This window comes from Brevibacillus centrosporus (assembly GCF_003710815.1).
Taxonomy (GTDB): Bacteria; Bacillota; Bacilli; order Brevibacillales; family Brevibacillaceae; genus Brevibacillus; species Brevibacillus centrosporus.
The window spans coordinates 597,019-609,604 of sequence record NZ_RHHP01000001.1 but is presented as its reverse complement, the minus strand read 5'-3'; the positions used below and the strand labels follow the sequence as shown (position 1 = coordinate 609,604).

Below are 12,586 nucleotides of genomic sequence, written 5' to 3'. Positions count from 1 at the left end.
TTCCGGCAGGCGAAAAGTCCTGCACATGGATGGAGAAAGGATAGGGTCATGGCGGTATACGAGGAACGCATTCCGCAAGTCAAGCAGCAACGCCCCAAGCGAAGGGGAAACCGCAAACTGGTCTTTCTGCTCGTGCTGTTTTTTCTCATTGTACTCATCATCGTATTCATTCGCTCACCATACAGCAAAGTGCAGGAAATTCAGGTGTTCGGCAACGACATCTATCCCGCGGAACAGATTATCAATCAATCTGGCTTGAAGAAGGATATGCAGTTTCTGAATGTATGGGAGGGCAGTGTACAAAAAAACTTGCAGCCGCTCGAGGGCATTAAGGAAGTCACTGTCAGCCGATCGTTCCCGGGTGTCATCGCCCTGCATGTAACTGAGCAGAAAAGGGTAGCATTTTGGAGCGGACAAGACGGCACGCGCTATCCTTTGCTGGAAAATGGTATGGTGCTAAAGAAGGTCAACTTTGCCAATCGCGTAGTGGACAGGCCTCTGATCAGCTCATGGGCATCACCGGAGCTGCTGCCCAATCTTGCAAAATCTTTGTCCAAGCTAAACCCGTCCGTTTTGGGCGAGATCTCGGACATCACGCTGACACCAACGGTTTATGACAAGCAGCGGGTAACACTGTTTATGCGGGATGGCAACGAAGTGCGCAGCGTTGTGTACAAATTGGACAAGATGCTGAACTGGTACCCGTCGATCGTCAAGGAGCTACCGAAGGATACAAAAGGCGTTCTATCCCTCTTTGAACAGCCGTGGTTTGTGCCTTATGGAGCAGCGAACGAAGCGGTTCCACTTCAAAATACAACCGAACAGTCTCAATAGCCGCAGTAAAGGATAAAGGGGAAGGAAAACCATGAGTCGACGTCGCAAATTTCATCTCTATTTAACCGTCGTGACGTGCTGTACCGGGTTTCTGGTGGCAACCTCGATCGAGACCACGAAGCTGACGCGCAAAGAGCGCTACAACGACCAGCTGTTCCAACAGGAGACGCAGCTCAATGACCGGATCTTATCGGAAAAAGAGCAAAACAGACATTTGGAAGACCAACTGATCGATCTGCAGCGCCAGGTAGGAAAAGTGGAGGAGGCCATGGCAGAGCGCAAATCGGAAGCGGCGGATGCCTTGAGTCAACTGGAAGCGGCACGTATGCTGGCCGGTGTAGTGGCAGTAGAAGGTCCGGGCCTGGTCATCACGATGCAGGACAGCCAAAATGCGGCAAGCAATGCAGATATCGCCAACTACATCGTCCATGAGCAGGATGTCCGGCTGGTTGTAAACGAGCTGCGTGCAGCTGGAGCGGAAGCAATCAGCATTAACGGACAGCGTTTGGTCAGCAACTCATCCATTCGCTGTGTGGGGCCTACGATCATTGTAAACGGAATCAAGTCGGCTGCTCCTTTCGTCGTAACCGCCATCGGAGATCCGTCGATCATGGAGAGTGCATTGAATCTGCCAGGCGGCGTGTTACATTCCCTGCAGGATTTTGTCCAGATCGATGTTGCAAAGAAAGACCGCGTTCAGTTGCCTGCTTTTGTAGGTGACGCGAAAACCAAACACTCCTAGGTGAAGGATGCGTTTACCTATGTTACAAAAAAGCCGTAAAATCACGTTTATTCTTGCCATTATTAGTGCTATCATAGGTGTGATGTTGACAGTGCAGCTCAGAAGCAGTCTGCATCCCGTTCACAAAGAGTCGCGCAGTATTGCTGAGCTGCGTACGACCCTGCAAAAGGAACTGGAAAAGCATAAAAACCTTCTGGCTGACATCTCCAAGTACAATCAGCTGTACTACCAGTACGAAACCTCGTTAAGCGAAGATGAAAGTATCTCCGTCATGAAAGAGGAACTGGCTCGGAACCGCAGAATGGCAGGGATGGTTGCCGTAGAGGGAGAAGGTGTCGTACTGAAAGTAGTCGATGCCCAAATACCGGAGGAACCGATCCTGGATGAAAACATGACAGCACCTGTCGTTGGCGAGTACACGATCGATGACGAAGATTTACGGTGGCTGGTCAATATTTTGTTCGCCAACGGTGCACAGGCCATTTCCATCAACGGTCATCGGCTGATTTCCACGACTGCCATACGCAATGTCGGGGACACCATCCAGATCGATACGCGCACGATTCAGCCCCCATACGAGCTGAAAGCCTTGGGAGACCCGGAAGTTCTTCTGTCCGCCCTGAAGCTGGAGGGAGTCGAAGAAAATTTCCAGCTCGCAAACAAGAAAGTGCTCGCGGAAAAAATGGACAAGCTTATGATTTCTGCCAATAATGAAACCCGCACCATCCAATATATGAAACCTGTAAAAGAAAAAGGAGATTCGTAACCATGTGGCTCCCGCTTATCGGACTGATTGTCGGTCTCGCTGTCGGCTTCTTGCTGGATTGGCGTGTGCCCCAGGAATATAGCAGCTATCTTTCCATTGCCTTATTGGCCGGATTGGATACAATCTTTGGTGGGATTCGTTCGTTTCTGGAGCGTACATTTAATGTTCGGATCTTCTTGTCTGGATTCTTTTTCAATACGCTTTTCGCGGCCGGTCTCGCTTTTATCGGCGGATTTTTGGGGATTGACCTTTATTTGGCAGCGATCGTCGCATTTGGCGTACGCTTGTTCAATAATCTAGCAGTAATTAGGAGGATTGTTCTATCCCGTTGGATAAATCAACAGGACTAGATCAAAAGATGGGAAGATGGTCATATTTTTACAAAAATTAAAGATGAAAAAAAGGGAATGGTTGTCCTGTGTGGAATAATTTATGCAGGTGTTCTCACTTTAGCAAAATAAAAGTCGTAGCAGGGGAGGTGTCACAGGTTTGGTAAGCAACGAACTCATCGTCAGCCTAGATATTGGAACATCCAAAGTACGCGTAATGATCGGCGAAATCAACAATGGTTCCATCAACATCATCGGCGTCGGCCAATCGCACTCAGAGGGCATTAAAAAGGGCGTGATTGTCGACATCGACCAAACCGTGCATGCCATCCGGGAAGCGGTAGACCATGCAGAGCGCATGGTTGGCGTTTCGATCGAAGAAGTGTATGTCGGTATCACTGGGAATCATATTGAGCTGCATGAAACACAAGGGGTTGTCGCTGTATCCAGCGAAGACCGTGAGATACGAGAAGAAGACATCCAACGCGTTATTCAAGCAGCAAAGGTTGTTGCCATCCCGCCGGACCGGGAAATTATTGAGGTCGTTCCCAAAGAGTATATTGTCGATGGACAGGGTAGTATAAAAGACCCACGAGGAATGATTGGTGTACGGTTGGAAATGGAAGGAACCATTGTGACCGGTTTGAAAACGGTTGTACATAACATTGTTCGTTGCGCCCAAAGGACGAATCTGCGAGTTGCTGGAATTTTCTTGCAACCGCTTGCGGCCAGTACTGTCGCTCTTTCCAAGGATGACAAAAACATGGGTGTCGTTTTAGTCGACATCGGTGCGGGTTCTACCACGATCGGTGTATTTGAGCAAGGAAAATTGGCAGCTACCACCGTAATCGGCATCGGTGGCGACCACATCACCAGCGACATCTCGCTGGGACTTCGCACCCATACAGACGTTGCAGATCGCGTGAAAACGAAAAACGGCTGTGCATTGATCGACGAAGCATCGGAAGACGTGAAGTTCAAAGTAAACAGGATTGGCAGCGACGTTGAGAAGCAGTTTACGCAAGTCGATTTGGCAAACATTATTGAGCCGCGGGCTGCTGAGATTTTCCAATTAGTTGAGGATGCTGTCTACAAATTGGGCTTCCGTGACGAAATTGCAGGTGGGTATGTACTGACAGGTGGCACTGTAGCGATGCCAGGCATGCTGGAGCTGGCAAAGGAAGAGCTTGATGCGCCTGTACGTATTGCCATACCGGATTATATTGGAGTTCGGGATCCTGCCTACACCACTGGCGTAGGTTTGATTCAATATGCCTTGCAGTTGATGGAGCGCCGTAGCATCCGTGCGACCCCCTCTTTCAAAGGCACCCAGAAGCAAACCGTGTCTAAGCCGAAAGATGGCAACGGTCTGATGGAAAAAGTGAAAAACTGGTTCAGTGAATTTATTTAATAACGGCTGCTGCTGGTTACCTTGACGATGGCGAATATTGGAATGTTTCGTTTTACGAAAAAAGTGGTAAAAATCAACGGAATGTTACAATGTTTGTCCAGGGCCTTTTAAGCAGACACGGAGCTTTCTTATGTTGAATTGGGGAGGACTAGCAATATGCTGGAATTTGATATGGATTTGGAATCCTTTGCGCGAATTAAGGTCATTGGTTGTGGAGGCGGAGGCAGCAACGCCGTAAACCGCATGATCGCAGGCGGTGTGAGAGGGGTAGAATTCATTACCCTGAATACGGATGCACAAGCACTCCAACTATCTAGTGCTGACATTAAACTGCAAATCGGTGAAAAGCTGACACGTGGTCTCGGTGCAGGGGCTAACCCGGAAATCGGGAAAAAAGCTGCAGAAGAGAGCCGCGATCTGATTGAAAATGCACTGCGTGGAGCAGACATGGTATTCGTAACAGCCGGTATGGGTGGAGGTACGGGTACTGGTGCTGCGCCAGTGGTAGCAGAGATCGCAAAGGAATTGGGTGCTCTGACAGTTGGTGTCGTTACTCGTCCATTTTCGTTTGAGGGTCGCAAGCGTTCCCAGCACGGTGAAGCGGGTATTGCGGCCTTGAAAGAGAAAGTGGATACACTAATCGTCATTCCAAATGATCGCTTGCTGGAAATCGTCGATAAAAACACGCCAATGCTAGAAGCATTCCGTGAAGCAGACAACATCCTGCGTCAAGGTGTACAAGGGATCTCTGACCTGATTGCTGTTCCAGGTCTGATCAACCTCGACTTCGCTGACGTCAAAACCATTATGACAGAGCGTGGCTCTGCCCTGATGGGGATCGGGGTAGGGAGCGGTGAAAACAGAGCGGCAGAAGCGGCGCGTCGTGCCATTTCCAGCCCTCTCTTGGAAACGTCGATTGATGGTGCTCGCGGTGTTCTGATGAACATCACTGGCGGTACCAACCTGAGCCTGTATGAGGTCAACGAAGCGGCGGACATCGTTTCCTCTGCAGCTGACCCTGATGTAAACATGATCTTTGGTGCTGTTATCAACGAAGATCTGAAAAATGAACTCGTTGTTACAGTGATCGCGACAGGCTTTGAACATTCGCAAAGACCCGAAATACCTCGCCGCCCACAGCAGCAGGTAAATCCGGCAAGTAACCGTCCAACCCCTGTATCGAACACGAACACGGCTCGTCCGAAAGAAGAAGAAGATGACAAGTCCTTCTTCTCGATGAGCAATCTGGACAATCTGGATATTCCAGCGTTCCTGCGCAACCGCCGCCGCAATAAAAAGTAGGATCAAATCCGCATAGAGAAGACCTTGTTCCCATGAAAGGAACGAGGTCTTTTTTTGTACAGGACGAATTCATAAGATTCTTAGCAGTATAAGTGCAACTAAGGCTCCGCCACAAAGTTTGGCGGAGCCAAGTTTTTAAGTTTGGTTACATCTGTCTATATTTAAAAATAGTAGAGTCAAACTGAAAAAAATCTTCTACAAAATATCCAAAAATACATCGTCAAGAATTGACAGATTTTACATACACATTGATATATACTGCATTTACTGGCAAGTGAAAGACGCACAGAGAGCGCGACGTGTCGGGGGGTGAGAGAGCAGATGGTTGTGTATCTTGATATCATTCTACTCCTGAACATGGCTATTGATACCTTGTTGCTATGGTTCACCGCTTATTTTCGAAAAGAACGCGTAGTTTGGTGGAGAATACTCGTGGCTTCCTTGTTTGGCTGTACATACCTTGCCTTCTTTTTCTTCCCGGCGTTTTCTTCGATGTATCAGTGGTCGATCAAGCTTCTCTTTTCCATTCTCATGCTCTGGATTGCCTTCGGTAATAGAAGGCTGCTGACCTTCACCCAGAACTTGATCATTTTTTACTTTGTCGCCTTTGTTTTTGGCGGAGGTGTTTTTGGCCTCCAATACTTTCTCGCCCCGCGAAACGAAATAGTGAACGGCCTGATCGTGACACACAACGATGGCTTCGGCGTCGGTTTCAAGCCCACATTGCTGATCCTCCTTGCTGGGTTTGCCATGATGTACTTCATCGGGAGGAAGAGCTATCGGGCGATACAAGAGCCGCGCAAGCTAAATGCCTTTCTCGTCGATGTCGTCGTGACGCTGGCGGGAGAAAAGGTGATCTGTCGAGGTCTCGTAGATACGGGCAACCAGCTGCACGAGCCGATCACTCGTATACCTGTCATGATCATGGAAAGTCGTATGCTGGCACATCTGCTTCCGCCGCCGCTTCTCCGACAAACCGATGATAACGGTGGAGTGTGGGAGAAGCTGGACGGATCCTGGGAGGATCTTCCTGTAGAGTGGCAGTCGCGAGTCAGACTGATTCCGTATCGCAGCGTCTCGCGAGGAATGGACTTTTTACTGGCGGTGAAACCAGACCATGTCATCGTTTTGCAAGGCAGTACCCGTTATGAGACCCACAAGGTGCTGATCGGCCTCAACCCTATTCCGTTGGCCGCAGACGGGCATTATCAGGCCATCGTGCATCCCGCAATGATGGAGACCTATTCTCAAGAATCGACCTTTATTCTCGAACAGGAGGGCTAATCATGTACGTAAAACTTCGCCTGCAACTACAATTGACCTGGTATCGTTTTTTGCTATGGATTGGAGCACGCGCTGAAGAAGTCTATTACATCGGCGGGAGTGAAGCCTTGCCTCCACCATTGACCAGGGAAGAAGAGGAGATCTTGCTAGGACGTCTTCCTTCAGGGGATCCAGCTGTGCGGGGAATGCTGATCGAGAGAAACCTGCGTCTGGTTGTCTACATCGCACGCAAGTTTGAAAACACAGGAATCAATATCGAGGACTTGGTCAGCATCGGTACGATTGGTTTGATTAAAGCGGTGAATACCTTTGATCCAGACAAAAATATCAAGCTGGCGACGTATGCATCACGCTGTATCGAAAACGAAATTTTGATGTATTTGCGCCGGAATAATAAAATCCGTTCCGAGGTGTCGTTTGACGAGCCACTCAACATCGATTGGGATGGCAATGAGCTTTTGCTCTCCGATGTATTGGGGACTGAGAATGACACGATTTATAAAAACATCGAGGACCAGGTCGACCGCAAGCTCCTGAAAAAGGCACTCGATAAGCTATCCGAGCGCGAACGAATTATTATGGAGCTGCGCTTTGGGCTAGCAGGGGAAGAAGAGAAGACGCAGAAGGATGTCGCGGATCTATTGGGGATCTCGCAGTCTTATATTTCCCGGTTGGAAAAGCGAATTATAAAACGGTTGCGAAAAGAATTCAACAAGATGGTCTAACGCATATTTTCCCAGTCGAGGGAGATACTGTTCCTAAACCGAAACAGAGGTAGCTTTTGCTACTGTCTGATCGGCTACGCGTCAGTACGCGGCCTTTCAAGACAACCGGGTTAGGGACTTTTTTCTTGCTTCGAGGAGGGAAAGACGTGACGCGCAATAAGGTAGAGATATGCGGGGTAGATACCTCCAAGCTTCCTGTGCTGACCAACAAAGAGATGAGAGAGCTGTTCGAGCGCCTACAGAGCGGCGAGTTGGCAGCCCGTGAAAAGCTGGTCAATGGCAATCTGCGGCTGGTTCTAAGTGTCATCCAGCGCTTCAACAACCGCGGAGAGTACGTTGACGATCTGTTCCAGGTAGGCTGCATCGGATTGATGAAGGCCATTGACAACTTTGATCTTGGGCAAAACGTGAAGTTTTCTACGTACGCTGTGCCGATGATCATTGGGGAGATCCGGCGCTATTTGCGGGACAACAATCCGATTCGCGTGTCCAGATCCTTGCGCGATATTGCTTACAAGGCACTGCAGGTACGCGACAATCTGACCAACAAACATTCGCGGGAGCCCACCATCACAGAAATCTCTCAGGAATTAAACGTAGCGAAGGAAGATGTCGTGTTCGCTCTCGATGCGATTCAGGATCCTGTTTCCTTGTTCGAACCGATTTATCAGGACGGTGGGGACCCGATCTACGTCATGGATCAAATCAGCGACGAAAAGAACAAGGACGTGACGTGGGTAGAAGAGATCGCTTTGCGGGAAGGCATGCAGCGTTTGGGTGACAGGGAAAAGATGATTTTGTCGATGCGCTTCTACGAGGGAAAAACCCAGATGGAAGTGGCCGAGGAAATCGGGATCTCGCAAGCGCAGGTGTCTCGACTGGAGAAAGCAGCAATCGCCCATATGCAAAAACACGTGCAATCGTAATGCCAATCTTATATAGGAAACCCGGAGGCGCATGTCGTCTGCTCGGGTTTTTTTTCATTTGCACACCGAATCGACAGGATTTCAGAAGAGAGAGGACATATTCCCGTCTCCACTCATATACTACAAGTAACGGAATCAAAAGTGGGTGAGGGAGAATGGTAAAAATCTCTGACTTCCAGACCAAAGAAGTAGTCAATATTTTGGACGGGAAGCGGCTTGGGCAAATTTCCGATCTGGAAATTGACTTGCGCCATGGACGGGTAGAGGCCATTGTCGTACCGGGACCGGGTAAATTTCTAGGCTTTTTTTCATCGGGGAACGATTTCGTGATACCATGGCGAAATATTGTCAAAATCGGTAAAGATGTTGTACTCGTGCGGGTAGAAGAAACGCTCCGAGTAGATACGAGAACCTCAGGTGGAGAGGATTTCAGGGAATAAAGGGAAGCGTGTATAGGCATGACTTTGACTCCGCCAAGCCTTGGCGGAGTCAAGTTTTATGGTATGATAAGCCATATGAGGAAGGTGACAGCATGAGAGAACCGTTTGTCATGGCTGGAGAAAAGCCGTTGTTGCATCTACAGGAATGGGAAAAACGCTTTCCCGGTTTAGTGGCGGGGTTTACGATTCGCACGGGCGGGGTAAGTGAACAACCGTATGGATCTTTTAATATGGGTTTACATGTAGGAGATGAGTCTGCCCATGTGGTAGCAAACCGGCAGATGCTCGCCGAACAGCTTGAGCTTCCTTTCGAGACCTGGACCTGCGCGGATCAAGTACATGGAAATCGTGTTTGCGAAGTAACGGCCGCAGGAGCAGGCAGAGAGAGTCTCGACAATGTGATCCAGGCTACGGATGGACTGTACACGGAAAAGACAGAGGTGCTGTTGGCTTCCTTCTATGCGGATTGCGTGCCGTTGTTTTTCCTTGACCCTGCATCTGGAGCGATTGGGCTGGCTCACGCAGGCTGGAAGGGAACGGTTGGACGTATTGCCGAGGAAATGGTGAAGGCGCTGGAAAAACAGTATCAGACCAAACGTGAGGACCTGCTGGTTGCGATCGGACCATCCATTGGCGGCTGCTGCTATGAGGTGGATGAAAGAATCATGGAGCGTGTCCGTGAAAGCACGTCGCAGTGGGAAGGATCAGTCTCACCGTCTGAAAACGGACGCTATATGCTTGATTTGCGCAAGCTGAATACGGAAATCCTGCTGGAGGCCGGCGTTTCCTCTACGAATATCGCAGCAACGGATTGGTGTACAAGCTGCCGTACTGATCTGTTTTTCTCACACCGCAAGGAAGCGCCAGTAGCGGGAACGACAGGGCGGATGGCCTCGTTTATCGGCTGGAAAAGCATGAAGGGAGAAGGGAGTACGTCATGAGTATGGATATGGAATTGCTAAAACAACGCATGCAGTCAATCGAAGAAAGAATTCAAGCTGCGTGTGAAAGAGCGAACCGGAAGAGGGAAGAAGTGAAGATCATCGCGGTCACCAAATACGTCGATGCCGAAGCTATCCGTGAGTTGCTTGATGCGGGAATCGAGCATATCGGGGAAAATCGCGTTCAGGATGGGGTACCGAAGTACGAGCAGTATGGGGATCGTGGCACCTGGCATTTCATCGGTCATTTGCAAACGAACAAAGCGAAAGAAGTCGTAGGACGTTTTCCGTATATCCACTCTTTGGATCGTCTATCCTTGGCAGAAGAGCTGAATAAACGCGGAGAAGCGTTGAATCAAGTCGTATTTTGCTTTTTACAGCTGAATATTTCGGGTGAAGAGACAAAATTTGGGCTTAGTCCCAATGATGTATTGGCTTTTTTACGCGAAACCAGTAATATGAGACATATAAAGATCATTGGATTAATGACCATGGCGCCTGTTGTCGAAAATACGGAAGACGCACGACCTGTTTTCCGTGGTCTCTATGAGTGGAAAGATCGCATCAATGAATGGGCATTCCCTCACGCACACGTGGAAGAGCTATCCATGGGCATGTCAAGTGATTTTGAAGTGGCAATTGAAGAAGGGGCTACATATATTCGACTGGGTTCCGTACTGGTCAAGCCATAAATCGGAAACCAGCCTTGCGATTTGGGTAACAGCGCAGAGAGGAGGAGTAAAGGGCATGGGTGTAATGAACAAGCTGATGGGGTTCCTGGGATTGGAAAACGAAGAGTACGTCGAAGAAACAATCGAAGAAGAACAGGAGGAACACGATTCTTCCAATAAGCGGCAACTTGCCAGCAGAGCGAACAACGTGGTTCCTTTTCAAGCACGGGAAAAGGAGGGCATTCGTTTGATCCTCTGTGAGCCTCGTCACTACAGTGATGCACAAGACATCGCAGATAATCTTCGGCATCGCAGACCTGTCGTGGTGAATTTGCACCGCGTGGAAAAGGATCAAGCGAAACGGATTATTGACTTTTTAAGTGGAACGGTCTACGCGCTGAACGGCGATATTCAAAAAGTGGGAGATACCATTTTTGTTTGCACGCCTGACCATGTAGACATCCAGGGTACAATTTCCAGCGTAATGGAAGAATAGGAACCAACGACGATAAAAAGGGTGAGGGAATGGGTTACCTTCTGACGATTTTGGATTTTGCTTTCACGGTTTATCAATACATGATTATTGCGTACATCCTGATGTCCTGGGTACCGCAAATGCGCGAGACAGGAATCGGACAGCTTCTGGAGCGATTGGTTGAACCCTATTTGGCTCCATTCCGTCGCTTTATTCCTTCACTGGGATTCATCGACATTTCGCCGATTGTGGCTTTGATCGCCTTGCGATTTGCTTCATACGGACTGTTCTCGATCCTGACAAAACTTGCATACTAACTAAAATAGCTTAGGCGAGTGAATGTATGAGTATATTTGATCACTTTGGAAAAGAAGAACGTCCCTTTGTAGAACGGGCGCTGGAAATGCTGACGCTGGTAGAGCGGAAGCAGGCCATGCGCCTTACTGATTTTCTGGATCCAAGGCAAGTACAAATCTTTCAAAGCCTCTCCTCGCAGGTACAGGATGTCTCTGTGACACCTCATGGCGGCTATGAGGATGCAGAGAGGGTGCGGGTAATCATCCACCCGGATTACATGCCCGTGGAGATGGAAGACTATCGTCTGACCTTGCTGCGAATTGTTGCGGATCAGCGCTTTCACGTCTTTGAGCATCGCGATGTGATGGGTGCGCTGCTCAATGCGGGAATGAAGCGGGAAAAGTTCGGGGACATGCTGACAGATGCAGAAGGCAGCTACGCGATTGTCGCGGAAGAGGTAGCTGACTACGTTTGCGCACAGGTGACACAGATTCACAGGACCTCTGTGCAGTTTGAACGAGTCTCCTGGGAGGACTTCACACCGCCTGCGCCGCGGTTTACCGAGAAAACAATCACGGTTCCATCCCCGCGACTGGATGCGATCATTGGGGAAGTACACCATTTGTCCCGAGCGAAAGCATTGGTTCCCATCCGGGGTGGAAAAGTAAAAGTGAATTGGAAAGTCCTCGAGGACCCATCCTATGCGTTGAAGGCGGGCGATATGGTCTCTATGGCAGGATTTGGGCGATTTAAAATACTGGAAGTAGCTGGCCCGACACGCAGCGGCAGGATTCGCATGATTGTGGGACTGGTCACATAAGCTGTAGGAGACCACAAAAATTTGCAAAATACGGCAGGATATACAGCTGATCCTGTCGAAATGAATGGCTATGATTATCGGGAAAAGTGGGGGGTTCATGTGCCTTTAACGCCGTTGGATATACACAATAAAGAATTCAGTACTGGCTTTCGCGGATACAACATTGACGAAGTAAATGAATTTTTGGATCAGGTCATTAAGGATTTTGAACTCCTGATTAAAGAAAAGAAAGAAATGGAAGAACGCATCGCTATTCTCAACGAGCGTGTGGATCATTATAAGAGCTTGGAAGAAAACTTGAGCAAATCGATTCTGGTGGCCCAAGAAACAGCGGAAGACGTCAAGTCGAATGCTCGTAAGGAAGCACAGTTGATCCTGAAGGAAGCGGAGAAAAATGCGGACAGGATCGTAAATGAAGCCTTGGCGAAGTCTAGAAAAATCGCAATCGAAATCGAAGAATTGAAAAAACGTGCGTCTGTTTACCGCATGCGTTTTCGCACTTTGCTGGAAGCACAGCTGGAAATGCTGGAAAACGGAGCATGGGATGATATCGAGCAAGCTGATTCAGCGGTTGCTGTTGAATAAAACATTGACGTTCTGTTGATGATGGTACTATAATGAAA

At 48.9% G+C, this 12,586-nt stretch carries 16 protein-coding genes; all 16 read left to right on the top strand.

The features are described from left to right. Positions 1 to 48: 48 nt before the first annotated feature. Positions 49 to 834: a cell division protein FtsQ/DivIB gene (locus EDM55_RS03070; protein ID WP_092267766.1), complete on the top strand. Its 786-nt coding sequence runs from the start codon at positions 49 to 51 to the stop codon at positions 832 to 834. A gap of 31 nt (positions 835 to 865) precedes the next feature. After that, complete coding sequence (locus EDM55_RS03065; protein WP_092267767.1) at positions 866 to 1,576, top strand: DUF881 domain-containing protein; 711 nt, start codon at positions 866 to 868, stop codon at positions 1,574 to 1,576. Between the two features lie 19 nt (positions 1,577 to 1,595). After that, on the top strand, positions 1,596 to 2,342 hold the full coding sequence (locus EDM55_RS03060) for a DUF881 domain-containing protein (protein ID WP_092267768.1): 747 nt from the start codon (positions 1,596 to 1,598) through the stop codon (positions 2,340 to 2,342). Positions 2,343 to 2,344: 2 nt separating this feature from the next. Beyond that, positions 2,345 to 2,692 carry a small basic family protein gene (locus tag EDM55_RS03055; RefSeq protein WP_092267769.1) on the top strand — a complete coding sequence of 116 codons (348 nt, stop codon included), beginning with the start codon at positions 2,345 to 2,347 and terminating at the stop codon, positions 2,690 to 2,692. A 139-nt stretch (positions 2,693 to 2,831) separates the two neighbouring features. Then, a complete protein-coding gene (gene ftsA, locus EDM55_RS03050) occupies positions 2,832 to 4,082 on the top strand; it encodes a cell division protein FtsA (RefSeq protein ID WP_122959556.1) in 1,251 nt (416 codons plus the stop codon). A 156-nt stretch (positions 4,083 to 4,238) separates the two neighbouring features. Continuing rightward, positions 4,239 to 5,384 carry a cell division protein FtsZ gene (gene ftsZ / locus EDM55_RS03045; RefSeq protein ID WP_092267771.1) on the top strand — a complete coding sequence of 382 codons (1,146 nt, stop codon included), beginning with the start codon at positions 4,239 to 4,241 and terminating at the stop codon, positions 5,382 to 5,384. Positions 5,385 to 5,705: 321 nt separating this feature from the next. Further along, complete coding sequence (spoIIGA, locus tag EDM55_RS03040; RefSeq protein ID WP_122921809.1) at positions 5,706 to 6,668, top strand: sigma-E processing peptidase SpoIIGA; 963 nt, start codon at positions 5,706 to 5,708, stop codon at positions 6,666 to 6,668. Positions 6,669 to 6,670: 2 nt separating this feature from the next. Then, on the top strand, positions 6,671 to 7,393 hold the full coding sequence (gene sigE / locus EDM55_RS03035) for an RNA polymerase sporulation sigma factor SigE (protein ID WP_092267773.1): 723 nt from the start codon (positions 6,671 to 6,673) through the stop codon (positions 7,391 to 7,393). Positions 7,394 to 7,539: 146 nt separating this feature from the next. Beyond that, the gene (gene sigG, locus EDM55_RS03030) at positions 7,540 to 8,319 is read left to right on the top strand and encodes an RNA polymerase sporulation sigma factor SigG (protein WP_092267774.1); all 780 of its coding nucleotides are present in this window, start codon (positions 7,540 to 7,542) and stop codon (positions 8,317 to 8,319) included. Between the two features lie 155 nt (positions 8,320 to 8,474). Further along, the gene (locus tag EDM55_RS03025) at positions 8,475 to 8,759 is read left to right on the top strand and encodes a YlmC/YmxH family sporulation protein (protein WP_092267775.1); all 285 of its coding nucleotides are present in this window, start codon (positions 8,475 to 8,477) and stop codon (positions 8,757 to 8,759) included. A 92-nt stretch (positions 8,760 to 8,851) separates the two neighbouring features. Further along, positions 8,852 to 9,700: a peptidoglycan editing factor PgeF gene (gene pgeF, locus EDM55_RS03020; protein WP_092267776.1), complete on the top strand. Its 849-nt coding sequence runs from the start codon at positions 8,852 to 8,854 to the stop codon at positions 9,698 to 9,700. Beyond that, a complete protein-coding gene (locus tag EDM55_RS03015) occupies positions 9,697 to 10,392 on the top strand; it encodes a YggS family pyridoxal phosphate-dependent enzyme (RefSeq protein ID WP_092267777.1) in 696 nt (231 codons plus the stop codon). Before pgeF ends, EDM55_RS03015 begins: the two co-directional genes overlap by 4 nt. Positions 10,393 to 10,447: 55 nt before the next feature. Continuing rightward, positions 10,448 to 10,867 carry a cell division protein SepF gene (locus EDM55_RS03010; RefSeq protein WP_092267778.1) on the top strand — a complete coding sequence of 140 codons (420 nt, stop codon included), beginning with the start codon at positions 10,448 to 10,450 and terminating at the stop codon, positions 10,865 to 10,867. A 29-nt stretch (positions 10,868 to 10,896) separates the two neighbouring features. Further along, positions 10,897 to 11,163 (top strand): YggT family protein, encoded by a 267-nt coding sequence (locus EDM55_RS03005; RefSeq protein WP_092267779.1) that lies wholly within the window; start codon positions 10,897 to 10,899, stop codon positions 11,161 to 11,163. A gap of 26 nt (positions 11,164 to 11,189) precedes the next feature. Beyond that, positions 11,190 to 11,963: a YlmH family RNA-binding protein gene (locus EDM55_RS03000; protein WP_122959555.1), complete on the top strand. Its 774-nt coding sequence runs from the start codon at positions 11,190 to 11,192 to the stop codon at positions 11,961 to 11,963. A gap of 99 nt (positions 11,964 to 12,062) precedes the next feature. Beyond that, on the top strand, positions 12,063 to 12,548 hold the full coding sequence (locus tag EDM55_RS02995; RefSeq protein WP_055746731.1) for a DivIVA domain-containing protein: 486 nt from the start codon (positions 12,063 to 12,065) through the stop codon (positions 12,546 to 12,548). Positions 12,549 to 12,586: the final 38 nt, after the last annotated feature.

What these genes read in the sequence shown, in the direction of transcription:
- pgeF (WP_092267776.1), top strand. Translation starts at nt 8,852, where the DNA reads ATGAGAGAACCGTTTGTCATGGCTGGAGAAAAGCCGTTGTTGCATCTA.
- EDM55_RS03015 (WP_092267777.1), top strand. Translation starts at nt 9,697, where the DNA reads ATGAGTATGGATATGGAATTGCTAAAACAACGCATGCAGTCAATCGAA.
- EDM55_RS03065 (WP_092267767.1), top strand. Translation starts at nt 866, where the DNA reads ATGAGTCGACGTCGCAAATTTCATCTCTATTTAACCGTCGTGACGTGC.
- EDM55_RS03000 (WP_122959555.1), top strand. Translation starts at nt 11,190, where the DNA reads ATGAGTATATTTGATCACTTTGGAAAAGAAGAACGTCCCTTTGTAGAA.
- EDM55_RS03005 (WP_092267779.1), top strand. Translation starts at nt 10,897, where the DNA reads ATGGGTTACCTTCTGACGATTTTGGATTTTGCTTTCACGGTTTATCAA.
- sigE (WP_092267773.1), top strand. Translation starts at nt 6,671, where the DNA reads ATGTACGTAAAACTTCGCCTGCAACTACAATTGACCTGGTATCGTTTT.
- ftsZ (WP_092267771.1), top strand. Translation starts at nt 4,239, where the DNA reads ATGCTGGAATTTGATATGGATTTGGAATCCTTTGCGCGAATTAAGGTC.
- EDM55_RS03025 (WP_092267775.1), top strand. Translation starts at nt 8,475, where the DNA reads ATGGTAAAAATCTCTGACTTCCAGACCAAAGAAGTAGTCAATATTTTG.
- EDM55_RS03055 (WP_092267769.1), top strand. Translation starts at nt 2,345, where the DNA reads ATGTGGCTCCCGCTTATCGGACTGATTGTCGGTCTCGCTGTCGGCTTC.
- EDM55_RS03060 (WP_092267768.1), top strand. Translation starts at nt 1,596, where the DNA reads ATGTTACAAAAAAGCCGTAAAATCACGTTTATTCTTGCCATTATTAGT.
- spoIIGA (WP_122921809.1), top strand. Translation starts at nt 5,706, where the DNA reads ATGGTTGTGTATCTTGATATCATTCTACTCCTGAACATGGCTATTGAT.
- EDM55_RS03070 (WP_092267766.1), top strand. Translation starts at nt 49, where the DNA reads ATGGCGGTATACGAGGAACGCATTCCGCAAGTCAAGCAGCAACGCCCC.
- EDM55_RS03010 (WP_092267778.1), top strand. Translation starts at nt 10,448, where the DNA reads ATGGGTGTAATGAACAAGCTGATGGGGTTCCTGGGATTGGAAAACGAA.